Consider the following 19,130-nt stretch of genomic DNA (forward strand, 5'->3'; position numbering starts at 1 on the left):
ATGTGCGGCTTTGGGGGCGGGATTTGATTACCGTCAATGTTCCGGCAGGACGGCGTGCTACGCAGCCCTTCCGCCCCTCGACGGGGGCGAAATTCATCGTTTGATGGCCCGAGAGGCCGATTGACGAGGACAAGCGAATGGCGATCAAGTCTTGTGGGGCGCAGTGCGGCACCCTGTTTCTGAATGTTTCATCCTGCCTGGAAAGGATCGGATGATGGAGACGCGGCATGGGGAACGTCATCAACCTGAATCGTTTCAGGAAGCGCGCCGAACGGGAAGCCTCGGCGAAGCAGGCGGACGCCAACCGGACGAAGTTCGGGCGCACGAAGGCGGAACGGTCGGCGGAGGAGACGCGCGCGGACAAGGCGAAGGCGCATCTGGACCAGCATCAGCTGGACCAGCACCAGATCGATCGCGAGGAGCAGCCATGAAGTCGCCCGTCGTGAAACGGTCGATCGTCGTCGCCGGGCACAAGACCAGCGTCAGCCTGGAAGAGGCGTTCTGGAACGGCATGAAGGAGATTTCCGGCCTGCGCAACATGACGTTGTCCGAGCTGGTCGGCGAGATCGACAACAACCGCCAGCAGGGCAATCTGTCGTCGGCGATCCGGCTGTTCGTGCTGGACTACTTCAAGACCCGGGCCATGGCCCCCCAGCCGGACAAGGTCCCGGCCCAGTAGCCGCCCGGGGGCGCTATCGACGGCGCTCCGCGATCTGCACTTTAAAATCACTCTAAGGTGCGGTTTCAGCGAGCGCGCGCGCTTGACCTCAATGCCTTGCGTTGAAAATACAGGGCATGACCGACACCAATGACACGCGCCCGCACATGCCGCTGGGTCTGGCCCAGCGCGGCTATACCGGCGTCATCCAGCATCTTTCCGCTCGCGAGGCGGGCTCGGCGCTCTCCGACATCGAGCTCGAGAGCCGCCTGATCGAGCTCGGCTTCGTCGAGGGCGCCCGGGTCGAGGTCCTGCACGAGGGGCTGGTCGGGCGCGACCCGATCGCCGTGCGGGTCGACAGCATCACGATTGCGGTCCGACGCCGCGAAGCCATGGCCATCATCGTCGCCTAGACAGCGACCGGACCTCTGATCCCGGACCAGTGATTCCATGGAATTACCCTTGCTGCATCTCGCCCTGGTGGGCACGCCGAACAGCGGCAAGACCTCGCTGTTCAATGCCCTGACCGGCAGCCGGCAGAAGGTCGCGAACTATCCGGGCGTCACCGTCGAGCGCAAGGAAGGCTTCTTCGTCACTCCGCAGGGACGCCAGGTCTCGGTGGTCGACCTGCCCGGCACCTATTCGCTGCGCGGCCGCAGCCCGGACGAGGAGATCACCCGCGACTTCGTGCTCGGCAAGGCCTCCGGCGAGACCGTGCCCGATCTCGTGCTGTGCGTGGCCGATTCCACAAATCTGCGGTTGACCATCCGCCTGCTGCTTGAGCTCAAGCGCACCGGACGGCCAATGCTGCTCGTGCTCAACATGTTCGACATCGCGGCCCGCCGCGGCATCACCGTCGACACGGAGCGGCTCGCCAAGGAGCTCGGCCTGCCCGTGGTCACCTCGATCGCGGTGCGCAAGGGCGGCACCGCCGACCTCTTGAAGCTGACAGACGAGATCTCGGCAAAGCTCGCCGCCGAGGCCGAGGCGAACAACTGGCGCGCGCTCAGCGTCTCCGAACTGCGCGCGACCCAGCGCGAGGCCGACCGCATCATCGCCGACTGCGTCAGCCTGCCAAGTCGGCCCGACACCTGGACCGCGCGGATCGACGCGATCGTGCTGCATCCGGTCGGCGGCCTGATCGTGCTCGCGCTGATCCTGTTCGTGATGTTCCAGGCGGTGTTCGCCTGGGCGCAACCGGCAATGGACGTGCTCAAATCCGGCTTCGACGCGCTCGGGGAGCTCGTGCAGGCCACCCTGCCCGACGGCCTGTTGCAGAGCTTCCTGCAGAACGGCGTGATCTCCGGCGTCGGCAGCGTCATCGTGTTCCTGCCGCAGATCATCCTCATCTTCCTGTTCATCCTGCTGCTGGAAGATTTCGGCTATATGGCGCGCGCCGCGTTCCTGATGGACCGCATCATGGGCGGCGCCGGCCTGCACGGCCGCGCCTTCATTCCGCTGCTGTCGAGCTTTGCCTGCGCCATTCCCGGCATCATGGCGACGCGCGTGATCGACAACAAGCGCGACCGGCTGACTACGATCCTGATCGCGCCGCTGATGACCTGCTCGGCGCGCATTCCAGTCTACACGCTGATCATCTCGGCTTTCATCCCTGCGAAGGATGTCTGGGGCTTCATCAACCTGCAGGGCCTCGTGATGTTCGGCCTCTATGCCTGCGGCATCATCAGCGCGCTTCTCGTCTCGTTCCTGATCAAGTTCTTCATGCTGCGCGACTATGCGCCGGCGCCGTTCATGCTCGAGCTGCCGGACTACAAGATGCCCCGGCTGAAATCGATCGTGATCGGCATCTTCACCCGCGCCAAGATGTTCCTGTACCGCGCCGGCACCACGATCTTCTCGATGATGGTGCTGATCTGGTTCCTGGCCTCGTTCCCGCAGCCGCCGGCCGGCGCCACCGAGCCCGCCATCGACTTCAGCCTGGCCGCGATCATCGGCAAGGCGCTCGAACCCCTGCTCGCCCCGGTCGGCTTCAACTGGCAGATCGCGGTCGCGCTGATCCCGGGCATGGCGGCGCGCGAGGTCGCGGTCGCCGCCCTCGGCACAGTCTATGCGATCGAAGGCGGCAAGGAAGCGGCCGAGCAGATCGGCCAGGTGCTGGCGACGAAATGGTCGCTCGCCACCGCGCTGTCGATGCTGGCCTGGTACATCTTCGCCCCGCAATGCGCCTCGACGCTGGCCGTGATCCGGCGCGAGACCGGAAGCTGGACCTGGATGGCCGTGACCTTCAGCTACATGCTGGTGCTGGCCTACGCGGCAAGCCTTCTGACCTACAACGTCGCGGTCGCGCTGGGCGCCGGCTAGCAGCCCCTTCCAAAACAAATTCGCGAAAACAACCCCATGCACAGTAGACGGGGGTTGTGAAATCAATGGCTTAGGCGCGAGCGAAAGTCGTCTCGGTTGCCTGGTCGGGCAAAACACTGGCACGATGCCATTCTCTCGAAAATGATCGATGCTGCACAGGTCTGGCTTGCAAGTCACGAGCTGTGCCGACGCGCGTAGACTGCCCGGAAGCTGCGGCAGCGGTCGAGCTGCATGCAGCTTCCGAGGCGCTACATCGTCGGGCAAAGCATTGATGCAATGACATCATCAAAGAGTCGCCAGGACCAGGTTGGAGATATTTCGCGCGCTTGATCTGGATCAAGCTGCCTCGCGCAACGAGTCGGAGACTGGCGGAACGTCGTCGCAAGCTGGGCCATTGTGGGGGCACGGAGCGACCGGGATGCCGTTATTGGCCTATTTCTGGAAGGTCGGAGCGGCGTTGCTCGCGCTCCTGTTCGTTGCCGACTTTTGGCTGCCCGGCGTGCAAGTCGCCGAGAGGACCGCCGCGGATCGGGCGACCATACGCATTCACTCGGACCGCAAATTACCCGAGCGTGTGGTCCTCGATATGACCGCGCCAGTGATCGTGGCGGTCGCATCTGCACCTTCGATCACGGAGCCTCCTTCCCTCGCCCGCACAGAGCCGCCGGTCATTCGAGCGGAGACACCCGCGATTGCGAATGCACTCGCAATGGCGCGCGTGGACTCGCCGCCGCGCGAAGCCGTCGAGCACAAGCGGCCGCGAAAGCCGCAACACATTGCGACGCGATCGAAGCGACACCCGACGTCGCAGATGGTCCTGGCGGCGCGGCAACCGCAGTTCGGGTGGTTTGGCTACCGGTACTGGTAGTCGCAACGGCGCTCGTGCGGCACTCGACCACGCTCGGCGATGCCGGCGCCCGGCGATGATCCGGACGCCGATCTGCATGGCATCTATTCGTACAAGGCGCAGACGCTTCCCTGCCAGCGGAGGCATCGACGCACGGCCCGACGTGTGTGGCGGACCGTCGTCCTTGCGACGCATATGTCGTTGATCCGCGTTCGTCCCGGTCCGCATGCTGCTGCAACCGGCGTGATCATGCTCTCGGGTTGGATAAGCGGCGCGGGGGTCATGCCTTGGGCCGAAGTTCCGACCAACAAAGCGAAAGTCACAACAGCGATCCACTTGATCATTGCCCATCTCCTTTTGTCAGGGAACGAAGGCCTGTCGGACGATCCTTTCCAGTCACGTTGCCATCTGCACGGATGTTCAAACGCGTGCGGAGCATGGAAAGTCGCAGCATGTCCTTGTTGCGCTAGATCAAACCCGAGCCTTCCATATCACCCGTTGATCTGCGTCATTCGATCGCATTCGAAGACGATCAAGCGCGAAAGCCTCGAGGCCCTTGCGGACAGAGTGAACTGTAAACGCGCCAGACATTCTCGCGTCTGTTCATCTCCCACGACAAAGGCCCCGGCCGATGCCGGGGCCTGAGTTCAGTGGGAAGACCTGAGATCAATAGCGAGCCGTGACCGGCGCGCCGTACCCGCCGAAGCGATAGTTCAGCCGAAGTGTGACCATGTCGATATCCTGGGTGACGCCGCTGCCCGTGAGCGCGAGCCCACCGGGCGTGACCACGCCGGCTGCGAAGGCGGTGTTGTCGCGCCCCATCCAGAGATGGTCGTACTCGACACCGACCGACCAGTTCGGCGTGAAGCCGTATTCCCAGCCAACACCGAGAGCACCGCCCCAGCGCGTGTGACCTGCGGAGGCGAGGCCAACGCCCGTGACGTTGTTGAAGATGTCGAAGCGATTACGGGTCACCGCCGCACCGCCCTTCAGGTAGAACAGCGAGGCGTTCCACGCCCAACCTACCTGGGCCGTGAAGAGCCCGATGCCATCTGTCTTGCCCGTGGTCGAGACCAGCGGATCAATCAGGCTGACACGCGTGTTCTTGATCTCGGCCCAATCGCCCTGCGCTTCCAGGCCGAGCACAAACTGATTGGTCTGCCAGCGATACCCGAGCTGTCCGCCGATCAAGCCGCCGGAGCGATCGGCGCAACCACTTGCGAGCGTCCCTGCGGCCGTCACGAAGTCCACGCAGCCACGGCTCTGCCCCCAGCCGCCGTTGGCGCCGATGTAGAATCCTGTCCAGTTATAGACTGCCATCACAGGTACCGGCGGCGGCGCTGCCTTGACAGCCATATCGGCAGCCATGGCCGGAGCCACCATGCTCAGCGCCGCGAAGCCGATCGCAGCTATCGAGAGCTTCTTCATCGTCGAATCCCCTTTTCCTAGATCTCTTCCGTTCAAAAATTGAGCCTTATGCAGGCTGGCGTGCATATTGCGAACGTCTCGAAGGTTACGCGCGAGGGAGGCTTTGGCCCGTACCAAAATGGCAACACCCAAGCGCCACGTCTGTGCACGACAACGTGCTTACTCGCTATCCATCTCGGAGCGCGAGGTGCTGTCTTGTTCGTCGGCAAGCCAAGCGTGGATGCCGGAGGATGGGATGAGCCGCCTGGGAAGGTGGGGGTTGATCGTGCCTGCAAAGACTGCAAGCCCCTCGTCGAGCCTGGCACGCGCGAACAGCTTGGCTTCATGCTCGGTCGCGAAAGTCTTCGTCTCACGCGGACTCCGCTTTCTCAAAAGTAGCCCCCGTTTTCGAACTTCAAAGGTGACGTACCAAGTCGGAATCATCGCTCGCACCAACGCCTCGCCAACCAGCCCGGTTGCTGTTGTGGTTTGGCCGTGATCGCAGCACTTGATGCAGATCAACTCGAATGGCTTGTCGAATTCGCCAGCTAGGAAGGCCAGATGCGGCCCGGGGAACGATGCTTGCCTGCTATTGAGGCGCCGGTTCGAGGGCGCACAAGCCGTTGAGCTAGATCAACACCGGGCCCCTCTCCGGCGGCAGCGTCGAGGTCTGACCGCGAAGGACGGACCATGAATGCGCTGCTCAGGGAAATCCGGCACAGCCCGCTGCTGTGGCTGCTGATTGTCGTGCCTGTCGTGATCGTGCTCGAGCATGTCATGCCGGACGCGCATACGCTGCTGTTCGTGCTGGCCGTGATCGCCATCGTGCCGCTCGCGAGCCTGCTCAGCCACGCGACGGAGGCCGTGGCCGAGAAAACCGGCGATGCGGTCGGCGGACTGTTGAACGCCACGCTTGGCAATCTCACGGAGCTCATCATCGCGGTCACAGCGTTGCAGGCCGGTCAATACATGCTGGTCAAAGCCTCGATCGCGGGTGCGATCGTGACCAACTCGCTGTTCATGCTGGGCGCATCGCTTTTCCTGGGCGGATTGAGGCATCGCGTGCAGGAATACAACCGGGCAGGTGGCAGACTCCATTCCGCGCTGCTGCTGATGGCCACGATTGCCCTGTTGTCACCCTCGGCCGTAGCCGATCTCGACTTTCCCGGACACGAGGCGACGGTGCAGCGCTTGAGCACCGCCTTGGCGGTCCTGCTGATCGCGGCCTACGGTCTCAGCCTGCTGTTCTCGCTGAAGACGCACAAGGATCTGTTTGCGAGCAGCGACCATGGCGAGGCAGGCGGCCCGATACTACCGGTCGCGATCGCCGTTCCAACCCTGGGAATCGTCACCGTGCTGGTTGCGCTCGTGAGCGAGATCTTCGTCGCCTCGGTGCAGAAGGCCGCCGAAACGCTCGGCATGACCCCGGCCTTCGTCGGGTTCATCGTCGTTGCCCTGGTCGGGGCCGCGGCCGAGATGGCCGTGGCGTTTTCCGCGGCACGCCGCAACCGGCTCGACATGAGCGTGAGCATCGCGCTCGGAAGCGCCAGCCAGATCGCCTTATTCGTCGCACCCGTTCTCGTGCTGCTGAGCTACGTTGTCGGGCCGCAGCCCATGGATCTTCAATTCTGGCCGGGCGCGGTGACCATGGTCATGATCGCCGCCGTGGTGACGAGCTTCGTCACCAATGGCGGACGCTCCGCCTGGTTCGTCGGCGCGCTCCTGCTCTGCATCTACGCGATCTTCGCGATGACCCTCTACATGGTCCCGCCCGGCTCGCACGGGCCGGTCTAAAGCATGATCCGGAAAAGTGCGCTGCTGGTTTTCCGGATCATGCCTAAACAACAACCTAAAGCAGGCCGCGCGCCGGTTGACCTGTCGGGCAAAACAGCGGCACGATGGCATCATCGGCCTCGACAACACCCAGATCGCGACCGGCTCCGGGCGACACTCTGCTTCCATGGATCGCTTCAGTACCGACAACCTGACCGCGGAGAGGCTGAACGAAAGTCACCTCGCCGACCTCGTCGCGCTCCATCTGGATCCCGAGGCGTCGCGTTATATCGGCGGCGTGCGCTCGGCGGAGGCAACGGAGAAATATCTCGTCGCCAACATGGCGCATTGGGATCAGCACGGCTTCGGCCTGTGGACGCTGCGCACGAAAGACGGCGCATTTGCCGGACGGGCGGGCATCCGGCACATCCTGGTGGACGACGTCGACGAGATCGAGATCGCCTACGCGTTCACCCGCAACCTCTGGGGCCGGGGATTTGCCAGCGAGATCGCGACTGCGCTGACTCAGATCGGGCTGTCACAGCTCGAACTGCCGTCTCTCATCGGTATCGTCTATGTCGCAAACGGCGCATCGCGCCGTGTGCTGGAGAAATCGAATTACCTGCTCGAGCGGAGCACGAACCGTCACGGCGAGGACGTGGTGATCTACCGCATCCGTCGGTGAACGTCACAATGAGACGATTGGAGCGCGCTGACCGGACTTGTTGTGTTCAATTTTGAACCGACACAGCGAGTGCGGTCATTACCGAGGCGCGGGGCGAGAGCACCAGTTGCCGGGAACTCGGGCAGCGCTGGAGAGTTCCTTGTACGGACCTAGCTTGGGCCCCAGCCCTCTCTTTGGACGCTGGGCGAAAGCGGTCCTCCGGAATATCGTAGGGGGTTCAATGACCGGTCCATCCAGGGCTGCTCCAGACAGCGACATCAAGGACTTGCCGCGGGTTTCGACGGGCAGTGAAGGCCTGGATGACATCCTGGGCGGGGGCCTCGACGCCAATCGGATGTATCTCTACGAGGGCCGGCCGGGCACCGGCAAAACCACGATCGCGCTCCAATTCCTCCTGAGGGGGGTGCGGGATGGTGAACGTGTACTTTATATCTCCCTCTCCGAAACCAGGCGCGAGCTGAACCTGGTTGCGCATCGGCACGGCTGGTCGCTTGATGGTGTCGATATCTTCGAGCTGGTCCCTCCTGAGACGACCCTCGATCCCGACCGGGAGCTTACGGTCTTCCATCCGGCCGAAATGGAGCTGAGCGAAACGACCAGCCTGATCTTCAAGGAGGTCGAAAGGATAAATCCCACGCGCGTCGTTCTCGATAGCCTGTCCGAACTGCGCCTGCTGGCGCAAAATCCGCTGCGATACAGGCGTCAGGTTCTGGCGCTGAAGCACTTCTTCACCAACCGCAACTGCACCGTCGTCCTTCTCGACGATCTTTCGTCGTCTCAGGACGATTTGCAGCTGCATTCGATCGCGCACGGCGTCGTCATGCTGGAACAACTCGCGATCGACTACGGTGCCGAGCGGCGACGACTTCGCGTGATCAAGATGCGCGGCATTCGGTTTCGCGGCGGCTTCCACGATTTTACAATTGCAGAAGGTGGCCTGCGGATATTCCCGCGGCTCGTCGCGGCAGAACATCACAAAGCCTTTGCAGGCAAACTCACTCTGAGCGGCAACGCCGAACTCGACCAACTCCTCGGAGGTGGACTGGAGCGCGGTACCAACGCGCTCCTGATAGGCGCTGCCGGCGTGGGCAAATCCTCGGTCGCGCTGACCTATGCGATAGCGGCCGCCGAACGCGGCGAGCACGCCGTGTTCTTTGCCTTCGATGAAGGCCGCGGCACCGTGGAAGCCCGCGCCCGGACGCTCGGCCTCCCGCTCGAAAAGCACCAGGAATCGGGGCTTATTCGATTTCAACAGATTGATCCGGCCGAGTTGTCGCCCGGCGAGTTCGCAGCAGCCCTGCGCACGAGCGTTGAAGTCGACAACGCCCGCCTGGTTATCATCGACAGCCTGAACGGTTACCTGAACGCGATGCCGGACGAGCGGTTTCTCATCCTGCAAATGCATGAACTCCTGAGCTACCTGGCGCAGCAGGGCGTGCTTACCATCTTGATCCTGGCCCAGCATGGGCTGGTGGGCCCGATGGAAACGCCGCTCGACATGAGCTATTTGAGCGATGCGGTGTTGATGCTGCGCTATTTCGAAGTCGGCGGGACGGTGCGGCGCGCCTTGTCTGTCGTCAAGAAGCGCAGCGGTCATCACGAGCATACCATCCGCGAGTTTCGACTCGGCAGCACCGGGATCAAACTCGGCCCGCCTCTCAGGGAGTTCAGCGGCATCTTTTCCGGAAATCCGCGGTATACCGGCACGGACATCCCGGAAGGTTCGGCAGAATGAGCGAACACCGGGATCACCGCGTTCTCGTTTTTGCTCCAATCGGACGCGACGGTCCGGCCTCGGCCGAGCTCTTCCGCAGCTCGAACCTCGACGCGAGCAACTGCCGAAGCCTGCCCGAACTGGTCAGCGAGATGTCCGCCGGCGTGGGTACCGTTTTTCTAGCCGAGGAAGGATTATTCGGGAAAGACACGGCTCCGCTAGCACAATGGATCGCCAGCCAACCGCCCTGGTCCGACCTGCCTTTTGTCATCCTCACCAGCCATCGAGAACAGCCGGCGGTCGTTGCCTGGCGCCGTAGCATTGTTTTGCTTCTCCGCAACGTCTCCCTGCTGGAGCGGCCGGTGCAGCCGATCACGCTGACCAGCGCCGTTCAATCGGCGCTGCGTGCACGGCGGCGCCAGTACGAGATCCGAGCCCTGCTCGCCGCGCGCGAGCAGACGGCACAGGAACTCGAAAAGCTCGTGGTCGAGCGGACGCGAGCGCTGGAGGAAGCCAACAAGCAACTTCGCGTCGAAATGGAGGAGCGCGCCCGTGTGCAGGAGACGCTTCGCCAGGCGCAGAAGATCGAAGCCATCGGCCAGCTCACCGGCGGCGTGGCTCACGATTTCAACAATCTGCTGATGGTCATCTCCGGCGGCCTCGACATGCTCGACCGCCAGACAGACCCGAACCGCAGGCGCCGCTTGATGGACGGGATGATTCAGGCCGCGCAGCGTGGCGCCAGCCTAACCAAGCAGCTTCTGGCGTTCTCGCGCCGGCAGAAGCTTCGGCCGCAGCCCGTCGACGTGGCCGCGCAAATCGGCGGCATGCGAGAACTGCTCGATCGCAGTCTCAGGGGCGACGTTCATGTCGAGTTCGACTTTCCAGACTCGCTGTGGCCGGTGGAGGTTGATCCGGGCGAGCTCGAGCTCGTCATTCTCAACCTGGCCGTCAACGCCCGGGACGCGATGCCCAATGGCGGGACCATTCTCGTCCGCGGCGAGAATCTGCCCGATCTGAACGACGAGGAGATCTGCGGCGATTACGTACGGCTATCCGTGATCGACGAGGGCGTCGGCATGAGCCCGGAGATCCTGTCACGCGTGTTCGAGCCGTTCTTCACGACCAAAGACGTCGGCAAGGGGTCGGGACTTGGGCTCGCACAAGTCCATGGATTTGCCACGCAGTCGCGGGGCACGGTCCGAATTCATTCGGAAGTGGGCCGAGGCACCAGCATCGAACTGTACCTGCCGCGATCGTTCGACCTGCCTTTGAGCGAACAACACCTCATCGACCTTACCAGAGTGCGACCGAAGAAGAGCAATCAGGGCCGGATCCTGCTGGTCGAAGACGATGACGAGGTGGCCGCCCTGGTCGGCGAGATGCTCGGTCAGCTCGGTTACGACGTCACGCGCGCCGCGAGCGCGGCCGCTGCACTCGGCGCTTTGGCCGATGGTCGCTCCGTCGATGTCATTTTTTCGGACATCATGATGCCGGGCGGCATGAATGGGGTTGAACTCGCACAAGAGATCAGACGACGGCGCAGCGACATACCGGTCTTGCTAACCAGCGGCTACGCCGAAGCCTCTGTCCGCGAGGCGCAGGCGGCGGGTATCCGGATCCTGGCGAAGCCGTACCACATCGACGAGCTGTCCGCGGCGCTGGGTGCGGCGAGGTCGAATCCAGGGCTCGATGGAGACTCCAAGCGCTCCAACTCCTGCTGAGATCGGTCCCGGGCCGCGCGGAGCCAGCGGCACGGGGAACGTCTACCTGAAATACCCCAGCACGAGATCGATGTCGGAGCTTCCGGCCACCGTGCCGGTCAGTTCGGCGTCGATGACGCGGCGGCAGGCGTCGATCGCGGCGTGGTCGCCGAGGTCGTTGGCCGCTTCCAGCACGAGCCAGGCGGCGTCCACCGACGCCTTGTCGGGTGCTCCGCCGCCGAGCTCGGCGGTGACGGCGCTGTTGAGGTTCTTCTTGCGAACCGCGGTGCCGAATTGAGGCAACATTGCAAATACTCCCCTTCGAATTCCGGGACGATGCTCAGTGCACCTGTTCAGTGGACCTGAAGCTCGGGCTGACGGCCGCCTGAGGCGGAGTCAGCGGCGGTCTTGCGCGACTGGTAGAACTTCAAGACGCTGCGCGAGGTCTCGATCTTGAGCCGGCCGAAATCGCGCTCGTTGTCGTGGAGCTCGCGCGCCGTGATCAGATGATCCTTGGCGCCGAGGAACAGCAGCGACATGGTCGTGTCCCAGGAGAAGTCGAGCGCCTTGCACAGCACCAGAATCATCTCGCGGTTGCGGTCCATCATCGCGCGCTCGATCACGTCGACCGGCAGCGCCGACAGCAGCGACAGGCCGATCTGCACCTCGTCGAAGCGGTGCTGGCGCGCATAGTTCGAGATCGAATCCTGGTTGAGGTTGCCCTGGCGATACTGCGTCGTCACCACGCGCTTGGCGACGAAATAGCTGCGCGAGGACGGGCCGAACTTGGACTGAAGATCGCCGGTGACCTCGGTCACCGAGCTCTGGATCTGCGCCATCATTTCGGGCCGCTCGGTCTCGAGGCGGCGGCGGACGTCTTCCGACGCCTTCGAGATCAGCTGCTGGAAGATGTGGCGCGGTACGTCCTTGCGCAGGCCAAGCTGCTCGGCAAGGATCGAATCGCCTTCGGCGCGGCGGACCATGTGCAACAGGCCCGAGCCGGAGAAGCGCGCGCCCTCGTTCCTGGCAACCGACGTCACGACCTCCTGATCGCCGCGCTTGACCAGCACGTCGGTGACGGCCTCGCCGATCGATTTTCGCTGGGCGATTGCGAGCAGATGCGACTGGCCCTTGGTCATGGCGCTCTCGACCAGCATCTTCTCGTCGAGACGAGTGGAGTCGCGCAGCACGGGACCGGCGACCTCGATCTCGTCGTCGAGCGCCAGCTTTTCGATGACGTCGAGCGGAGCGTGATCGCACGCCGACATCAGCTCCGAGAGCTGCGCCCGCGCAGCGACCTCGATCTCGTCGGCGAGCCGCCCAATGACCTCGCCGAACATGCTGATCTCGTCGTCGCTGTAGCGGCCGGTGATCAGAATGTCGGTCGCATGCCACAACGCCTTCGCCCGGCTCTCGTCAGTGCCGCGCGCGATCGCGTCGTCCAGATCCTGTAGAAGCGTTTTCGCCCCGTTCATCTCGATAACCCCAGTTCTTGGCAGTTCTTTTGGCGCGCCGCCCCGCCGCTCGTGGCGGGACACCGGATTCCTCTGGGAACTGACGCTAGAGATCAAACGCGAGAATTCGGTAAAATCGGCAAATCAGTTTTGCCGGGCAAAATTCATTCAAATGCGAGGGAATCGGTTTACGGGTGCGGAAGGTGCTGCCCGGGAGGTGCGCTCCCTCTTCCGCAAGCGGGAGAGGTTGCTCCGAGCCCGTGGGTTCATCTCGCTGAACCAAGTCGCCCTTACGGATTCTGCGGCGTCAGGACCAGCGGCGGCTTCGGCTTGGGCTTGGCGGGCGGCGGACCCGGGGCAGGCTTCACGTCGATGGCCGGCGGCAGCGGCGCAAGCTGTTGGGCGAGCGGCGGGCTTGGCGCGGCAGGCGCGGCCTGCGGGGCCTTTGGCAACGGCGCGGCTTTCGGCTTTGGCGGCGCGCGGCGCGGATCCTGGCCCGGTAGCGGCACGTTAACCGGCGCCTGCTCGGGCGCTGCATCCGGAGACACCAGCGTCGGCAGCGCCGCGGTCGCCGGCGGCGGCTCGCCGCGCTCGATGGCGTCGAGCCGGCGCGTCTCGCGGTCGATCGTGCGCACCGCCAGCCACGACGACAGCGGCGCAAGATCGATGGTGCGGCTCAGCCGGTCGGGAGGGCCCGCCGCGAACAGCTGGATCTCCGGTGGGGCGCCGGAGAGGCCGGTCATGATCGGCGTCAGGCTGGCGCGGATGTCGGCCTGGTCGGCGGGGATGTCGTAGCCGCCGGAGACGATGGCGCGGGCGTTCTTCGCTTCCAGCGGCGTCGCGCCGACGCGCAAGCGTCCGTCGCGGATCGTGAACGGGATCTGCGCCGAGGCCACCGCGATCGGCGCGGCGGCAAGCGCGGGCTCGACCAGCTGGCGCAGGCGGTTGTCGTCGGCGACCTGGCCGCCGTCGCTGGCGCGGATCGCGATCTCGAAGGCGCGCGGATTGAGGCCGCCGATTTCCGCGGAGTCCAGCGTCACCGTGCCGTTGCCGGCGAGCGCGCCGGTGAGTGCCGCGACGCTGCGGCCCTGGCTGGTCAGCGCCATCTGCACCGTGGCGCGCCCCTTCGGCAGCGCGAGATCGCGATAGCGCAGCGTCGCCGCATCGACATTGCTGAGATCGATGCGCGCGTTCAGCGCAAGACCATTCGCGCCGTTGCGTGCGTCGAAGCTCGCCGACATCTCGCCGCCACTGAGGCCGCCCTTCAGTGCATCGAGCGCGAGCGACTGACCGTCGCTTCGAAGCGTGCCGCCGAACGGGCGCAGCTCGATGCCACCGGGCAACATCCCGCGCAGCGCCTGGAAAGCGATGCGGCCGCGCCAGCCGCCCAACAACCCCGCACTCAGCGGCTCGCCGGACTCATGTCCCGTCGCGCCGATCGCCATCGCCAGCGCCGGCGCCAGATCGAGCGTATCGAGGCCGACTTCGCCGTCGACGCTCTTTTCCTGATCGAGCCTTAGCGCCAGATGACCGCGCAAATGCGAGCCGGCCGCATTGCCGTCGAGATCGTCGAAGGTCAGGCGGTTGCCGGAGAGCGTGAGGCGGGAGGACAGGCTGACGGCCTGCATCGATTTGTCGGCGGGGCTGGTCCCGAACAGCGGCGCCAGATTGGCGCTGCGCACGCGCAGGTTCACGCTGGCTCTCGGCTCCGACAATTCGACGCTGCCCTGCGCATCGGCGTCCAGCCCGCCGCCGCTGAGCTTGGCGTTCAATTGCAGCGGCCGCCGCCACGCTCCGGTCAGCTTGCCTTCGAATTGCGAAGCGCCCTCGCCTGCAGCCACCACGCGATCGAGCCCGAGCAGCACCAGCAGCGCGCCGGCCTGCGGCGTCGATACCTTCGAGTCCAGCGTGAAGTCGCTGTTGCGCAATTTGTCGATGTCGATACCGTTGACCGCCGCCACCGGCGTCTGCGCAGCCAGCGTCGCGGTGGCCTTGAGCTGCGGCGCGTCGAGATCGAGCACGGCGCGGGCATTGCCGCGATCGGCATGCTCGGCATTCCTGTCGAGACTGAGATCGAGCTTGAGGCGGGTCGCGCCTGGTAGTGACGGCATGGCATCGAAGCGCGCGCGCACGGCCGGCGCAAACGGCTCGATCAGCGCGGTGAGTTCGCGCAGCGAATTGGCCGACGATTTCAGCGCGAGCTTGCCGGTGGCTTTGGCGCGGTCGAAGCTGCCGCTCGCCTCCGTGGTCACGCCGCTGGCCTGGCCGAAGCGCAGCTGCTCCAGCGACAGCGATGCCGGGCCGTAACCGAGCTTTGCCCCGAATGGCCGCAGCTCCTGGCCGGCGGAGATCGCGCGGCCGATATCGAGCGAGAGTTTTGCCTCTTCCGGCCATTCGCCTTGCGGCCCCGCGAGCGCGCGCGCGAAGCTTGCGGCGGCATCGAGGTCGAGCCGGTCGGCCTTCAGCTCGGCGTCGATCCGCGAGCCCTTGCTCGCGCCTGTTTGCACGAAGGCGATGCGGCCCTCGACGGCGCCGCCTTCGATGTCGGCCTTCAGCCTGTCGATGGCGAGATGGTTGGCGGCGATGGTCACGTTGCCGGCAAGGCGCAGCGGCCGCGTGCTGCGGCGGTTGATCTCGCTGCGGCCCTGCAGCCAGGCCACCAGCGCGTCAGGATCGGAGGATTCGATGCTGAGACGGCCGCTGAAGCTGTCGGCGCCCGGAGCTGCACCGTTGAGCGAGAGCTGCGTCATGCCGGGCGCGCGCAGCTCGAGCCGCTGGAAGGTCCAGGACCTTCCATCGGTCTGAAGCTCGGCCGCGATGTTCTGCAGCGGGCGGCCGCCGAGCATGATCTGGTCGGAGTTGAACTCGATCTGCGCCGGGATTGGCGCCTGCGGAATTGCAGCTAACCCCGCGCGCAGCGCCGGCAGGATGCGGAGCGGCTCGGCATCGTCCTTGCCCGCGAGCTTGTCGGCATCGACCTGGCGCGCCGACAGCACCGCGCGCAGCAGCGGCGAGGCGCCGAATTTGAGGTCGCCGACGCCGCCGAGCTTCAGCGCATTGTCTTCAGCGCCGAAGTTCGCGTCGATCTGCTCGAACTTCGCGCCGGCCGGATCCGCCCTAAGCTTGGTCGTGAGCTTCCACGGCGTCGGACCCGCCTCACCCGCCTTCTTGACCGCCGGCACGGCCAGCGTCAGCGCGCCGTCGAATTTCGGCAAGCGGTTGTCGAAGGCGAGCACGCCTTCGAGATCGGCGAGGATGGCGCGCTCGCCGGGATCGATGTTGAGGTGGAGACGGGTGGCGCTGCCGTCGGCGCTCGGCCCGGAGGAGACGCGGAACGGATAGCGCACCCCGCCGGCGGTGAATCTTCCGTCGCCGCGCACCGAGCCCGCGAGTGAGCGGACGTCGCCGGCGAAGGCGATGTCGTTCAGCTCCAGCGTCGAGCGGCTGGCGGCATCGTGGAGCGCAATGCGGCCGGTGAGATTCAGCCGCTCGATGGCGAGGGAGGCCAGATTGAAGGTGCCGCTCGCGGTGGAGGGCAAATCGACCCGCCCCCGGGCATCGAGGCCGAGATCGACCGCCATGCCGCCCACCGAAAGCTCGGTGGCGCGCCATTCGCCGCGCATCAATGAGCCCAGGCTGAACTCGACGTCGAGCTTGTCGGCGCGCAGGCGGCCGAGATCGTTATTGCCGCCGAAGGTGACCTGGCGCAGCCGCAGCGTCGGCGCCGGCAGCAGCCGCGCGTCGAGCTCGCCCGCGACCCGCACCGGCACGCCGATGATCTTGCCAGCCTCCGCCTCGAACTGGGGCCTGAACTGGTTCCAGTCGACGTAGTAAGGCCCGATCAGCGCGGCCAGCAGCGCAATAATGAAGGCAATCGCCAATCCGAGCAGCGTCGTCTGCACGGGTCTCCCCTCGGCCAAACCGGCATCCGGACCAAACCCTGGCCTTAGTGGACTTCAGGCGTGCCGGAACAGCCCCTTATATAGGGGGAAGTGTGGCGAAGTCACAGCGACTGTTGCGCGCGGAGGTTAACGCCGGGGCGCCTCACCAGCTCGCCGGTAGCCGCTTCAGGCCGCGTAGCACGAAGGTCGGCCGCCATTCGGGGTTTTCGACGTCGTCGATGCGCAAATCGGGTAGCCGCCGCAGCAGCGTGGCAATGGCGATCTCGGCCTCGATGCGCGCCAATTGGGCACCCAGGCAGAAATGGATGCCGCCGCCGAACGACAACGGTTTCACGTTCTGGCGGGTGACATCGAGCCGGTCGGGCCGATCAGGATAGACCGCGGGATCGCGGTTGGCGGAGCCGAGCAGGCACAGCACGGTCTCGCCCTTGGGGATCCTCTTGCCGCCGAGATCCTCGATCTCCTCCAGCGCGACGCGTCCGGTCATCTGCACCGAGGAATCGTAGCGCAAAAATTCCTCGATCGCGCCTGCCATCAGCTCGGGGCGCGCCTTGAGCAGCGCAAGCTGGTCCGGATTGCGGTGGAGCGCGAGCAGGCCGTTGCCGATGAGATTGACGGTGGTCTCGTGGCCGGCGCCGAACAAGAGGATGATGTTGGCGGTCAGCTCCTCGTTGGTGAGCTTGTTGCCGTCCTCCTCGGCCTGCACGAGCTGGGTGGTGAGATCATCCCCGGGATTTTTGCGGCGCAGCTCGAACAGCTGCTGGAAATACATCTGCGCCATCAGGTTGCCCTCGTTGCCCTTCTTGACTTCCTCGGCAGTGAGGGGCACAGGGTCGAGCAGCCGCCCGCCGTCACGCGAGCTCTTGTAGAAGACCTCGCGATGGTCCTCGGGGATGCCGAGCATCTCGCAGATGATGGTCACGGGCAGGCGGAAGGCGAAATCCTCGATCAGGTCCATGTGGCCGCGGTCGATCACGGCATCGATAGCCTGGTCGACGATCTCCTGGATGCGCGGCCGCATGTCCTCGACGCGGCGGGCGGTGAAAGCCTTCACCACGAGGCCGCGCAGGCGGGTGTGGTCGGGCGGATCGGCCTGCAGCATCCAATGGCTCATGCTGCGGAACACCGGCTCGTCCATGATGGCGGCGCTATATCGGCGCTTGGAGCGCTCGACGAAATCCTTGCCGAAGCGCTTGTCGCGCATCACGAGGCTGACGTCGGCGTGGCGACTGGTGACGAACTGGCCGAACGGCGTCACGTGGATCGGATCGTTCGTGCGCAGCCGTTCATAGTGCGGATAGGGATCGCGGATGAAGTCCGGCGAGAGCGGGTTGAACAGCGGTCCGCCTGCGCCTTGCACGTGCTCGTTCATGGTGACCTCAATCGGTTGCCGATGACACGAATACGCCGATCGGAGCCCCACTGCCCGGCGTAACCATCCCTGAATTATCAACTCGATACATTGTTGTATCGAGTTGCATTCTGCCCTAACCTCGTCCGATGTCAAGGGTGAGAACCAGGCCGACCAGGGACGATACGCGCGACAAATTGTTCGAGGCGGCCGCGCGCGTGTTCGAGCAGGACGGCATCGGCGGCGCCAGCATCGAGGCGATCGCGGCGGCGGCGGGCTTCACCCGCGGCGCGTTCTATTCCAACTTCAAGAGCAAGGACGAGCTGATCATCGCCATGCTCGAGGACCATGTCGAGCAGTCGATCCGGCGCAACCTCGACATCCTCGCCCAGCACCACAATCTCGACGACTTCATCGCGGCGTTGAAGGCGATGGACCGCTCGCGGCAAGATCCCCTCGCCCGTTCGCCGCTTCTGCACATCGAGATGATCCTGTTTGTCGCGCGCGCCGAGAAGCGCCGTCCCGAGCTCGCCAAGCGCCTGCGCGCCCGGCGCAAGCTGGTGGCCGACATCGTCGAGGCCACGTTGAAGAGCAAGGCGAGCGGCGGCAATCTGAACCCGCCCTGGATTGCCTCCGTCGTACTGGCGCTGGAAGACGGCTTTCGGCTACACCGGCTGATCGATCCCGAGACGACGCCAGCGGATAGCTTCTTGCGCGCGATCACGGATTTGCGGCGGAGGACGGGCCTGGCGTCGGAGTGAAAGCTACTGGGGCGTGTGTGCTCATACGCCGCTGGTTCCCCACATTCCGGGATTTCCCCACGGCTCAGTTGGAGTATGATCCGGCGGTCACCAGGGCTAACCCTGAGGGAGGGAATCATGACGAACTTGGCCCCCTCAACGAGCTTCGACGTCAGAGCCGAGATTACCGCGGCTTATGCCGCCTGGGATTCGGCATTCAACAAAGCTGACGCAAAAGCAGTCGCGAGAGCCTATGTTTCGAATGCCAAAGTGCTGCCTCCGACCCATCAAATCATTTCGGGTCCGGCAGAGATCGAGAATTTCTTCGCTGGGCTTTTTTCGAGCGGATTCGTCAATCACAACCTGACGATCATAGATGCGGGTGGAGACGAGAAGGTCGTCTACGGCACGGCGAGATGGAGCGCCAACGGCAAGGGAGCGGATGGGTCCCGCCAAGCTGCCGGCGGGATTGCTACGCACGTGTTTGAGCGTCAGGCGGACGGTTCGCTGAAGCTGAGGTTGCACACCTTCAACTAAGCCGGCCGTACGCCTCACCGGACACCAGGCGAGGAGG

Annotated in this window: 17 protein-coding genes; 11 read left to right on the top strand and 6 right to left on the bottom strand. The window is 64.6% G+C overall.

What is annotated here, in order from left to right; translation table 11 throughout:
• Positions 1 to 227: 227 nt before the first annotated feature.
• The 5 genes from GA0061098_RS22930 (at position 228) to GA0061098_RS22950 (ending at position 3,848) form a co-directional block, all read left to right on the top strand.
• A complete protein-coding gene (locus GA0061098_RS22930) occupies positions 228 to 431 on the top strand; it encodes a DUF4169 family protein (RefSeq protein WP_091961483.1) in 204 nt (67 codons plus the stop codon).
• Positions 428 to 679 (top strand): ribbon-helix-helix domain-containing protein, encoded by a 252-nt coding sequence (locus GA0061098_RS22935; RefSeq protein ID WP_091961486.1) that lies wholly within the window; start codon positions 428 to 430, stop codon positions 677 to 679. Before GA0061098_RS22930 ends, GA0061098_RS22935 begins: the two co-directional genes overlap by 4 nt.
• A gap of 116 nt (positions 680 to 795) precedes the next feature.
• Complete coding sequence (locus GA0061098_RS22940) at positions 796 to 1,071, top strand: FeoA family protein (protein WP_018319701.1); 276 nt, start codon at positions 796 to 798, stop codon at positions 1,069 to 1,071.
• 37 nt (positions 1,072 to 1,108) lie between these two features.
• Complete coding sequence (gene feoB / locus GA0061098_RS22945) at positions 1,109 to 2,980, top strand: ferrous iron transporter B (RefSeq protein WP_091961489.1); 1,872 nt, start codon at positions 1,109 to 1,111, stop codon at positions 2,978 to 2,980.
• A 418-nt stretch (positions 2,981 to 3,398) separates the two neighbouring features.
• Positions 3,399 to 3,848 carry a hypothetical protein gene (locus GA0061098_RS22950; RefSeq protein ID WP_091961492.1) on the top strand — a complete coding sequence of 150 codons (450 nt, stop codon included), beginning with the start codon at positions 3,399 to 3,401 and terminating at the stop codon, positions 3,846 to 3,848.
• Positions 3,849 to 4,493: 645 nt separating this feature from the next.
• On the opposite strand, the gene GA0061098_RS22960 is transcribed toward GA0061098_RS22950, so the two are convergent.
• Together GA0061098_RS22960 and GA0061098_RS22965 are read right to left on the bottom strand one after the other, a co-directional pair.
• Positions 4,494 to 5,255: an outer membrane protein gene (locus GA0061098_RS22960; RefSeq protein WP_091961499.1), complete on the bottom strand. Its 762-nt coding sequence runs from the start codon at positions 5,253 to 5,255 to the stop codon at positions 4,494 to 4,496.
• 159 nt (positions 5,256 to 5,414) lie between these two features.
• A complete protein-coding gene (locus GA0061098_RS22965) occupies positions 5,415 to 5,756 on the bottom strand; it encodes a hypothetical protein (RefSeq protein WP_430649272.1) in 342 nt (113 codons plus the stop codon).
• A 168-nt stretch (positions 5,757 to 5,924) separates the two neighbouring features.
• On the opposite strand from GA0061098_RS22965, the gene cax reads away from it, so the two are divergent.
• The 4 genes from cax (at position 5,925) to GA0061098_RS22985 (ending at position 11,130) form a co-directional block, all read left to right on the top strand.
• Positions 5,925 to 7,028 (top strand): calcium/proton exchanger, encoded by a 1,104-nt coding sequence (gene cax, locus GA0061098_RS22970; protein ID WP_091961503.1) that lies wholly within the window; start codon positions 5,925 to 5,927, stop codon positions 7,026 to 7,028.
• A 166-nt stretch (positions 7,029 to 7,194) separates the two neighbouring features.
• Complete coding sequence (locus GA0061098_RS22975) at positions 7,195 to 7,692, top strand: GNAT family N-acetyltransferase (RefSeq protein WP_091961506.1); 498 nt, start codon at positions 7,195 to 7,197, stop codon at positions 7,690 to 7,692.
• A gap of 220 nt (positions 7,693 to 7,912) precedes the next feature.
• Positions 7,913 to 9,427 (top strand): ATPase domain-containing protein, encoded by a 1,515-nt coding sequence (locus tag GA0061098_RS22980; RefSeq protein WP_091961510.1) that lies wholly within the window; start codon positions 7,913 to 7,915, stop codon positions 9,425 to 9,427.
• A complete protein-coding gene (locus GA0061098_RS22985) occupies positions 9,424 to 11,130 on the top strand; it encodes an ATP-binding protein (RefSeq protein WP_091961513.1) in 1,707 nt (568 codons plus the stop codon). The genes GA0061098_RS22980 and GA0061098_RS22985 overlap by 4 nt, the downstream gene beginning before the upstream one ends.
• Positions 11,131 to 11,172: 42 nt before the next feature.
• Here GA0061098_RS22985 and GA0061098_RS22990 read toward each other — a convergent pair whose 3' ends face one another.
• The 4 genes from GA0061098_RS22990 to GA0061098_RS23005 all read right to left on the bottom strand — a co-directional run bounded on the left by GA0061098_RS22990 (position 11,173) and on the right by GA0061098_RS23005 (position 17,837).
• Positions 11,173 to 11,415, bottom strand: coding sequence for a hypothetical protein (locus GA0061098_RS22990; protein WP_091961516.1), 243 nt, complete (start codon positions 11,413 to 11,415; stop codon positions 11,173 to 11,175).
• A 47-nt stretch (positions 11,416 to 11,462) separates the two neighbouring features.
• Positions 11,463 to 12,584, bottom strand: coding sequence for a DUF2336 domain-containing protein (locus tag GA0061098_RS22995; RefSeq protein WP_091961519.1), 1,122 nt, complete (start codon positions 12,582 to 12,584; stop codon positions 11,463 to 11,465).
• Between the two features lie 269 nt (positions 12,585 to 12,853).
• Complete coding sequence (locus tag GA0061098_RS23000) at positions 12,854 to 16,465, bottom strand: AsmA family protein (protein ID WP_091961522.1); 3,612 nt, start codon at positions 16,463 to 16,465, stop codon at positions 12,854 to 12,856.
• 142 nt (positions 16,466 to 16,607) lie between these two features.
• On the bottom strand, positions 16,608 to 17,837 hold the full coding sequence (locus tag GA0061098_RS23005; RefSeq protein WP_091961525.1) for a cytochrome P450: 1,230 nt from the start codon (positions 17,835 to 17,837) through the stop codon (positions 16,608 to 16,610).
• Positions 17,838 to 17,965: 128 nt separating this feature from the next.
• On the opposite strand from GA0061098_RS23005, the gene GA0061098_RS23010 reads away from it, so the two are divergent.
• Positions 17,966 to 18,577, top strand: coding sequence for a TetR/AcrR family transcriptional regulator (locus GA0061098_RS23010; RefSeq protein WP_091961528.1), 612 nt, complete (start codon positions 17,966 to 17,968; stop codon positions 18,575 to 18,577).
• A gap of 117 nt (positions 18,578 to 18,694) precedes the next feature.
• Positions 18,695 to 19,093 (top strand): YybH family protein, encoded by a 399-nt coding sequence (locus GA0061098_RS23015; RefSeq protein ID WP_091961891.1) that lies wholly within the window; start codon positions 18,695 to 18,697, stop codon positions 19,091 to 19,093.
• Positions 19,094 to 19,130 lie beyond the last annotated feature (37 nt).

The sequence above is a fragment of the Bradyrhizobium shewense genome (assembly GCF_900094605.1).
GTDB classification, from domain to species: domain Bacteria; phylum Pseudomonadota; class Alphaproteobacteria; order Rhizobiales; family Xanthobacteraceae; genus Bradyrhizobium; species Bradyrhizobium shewense.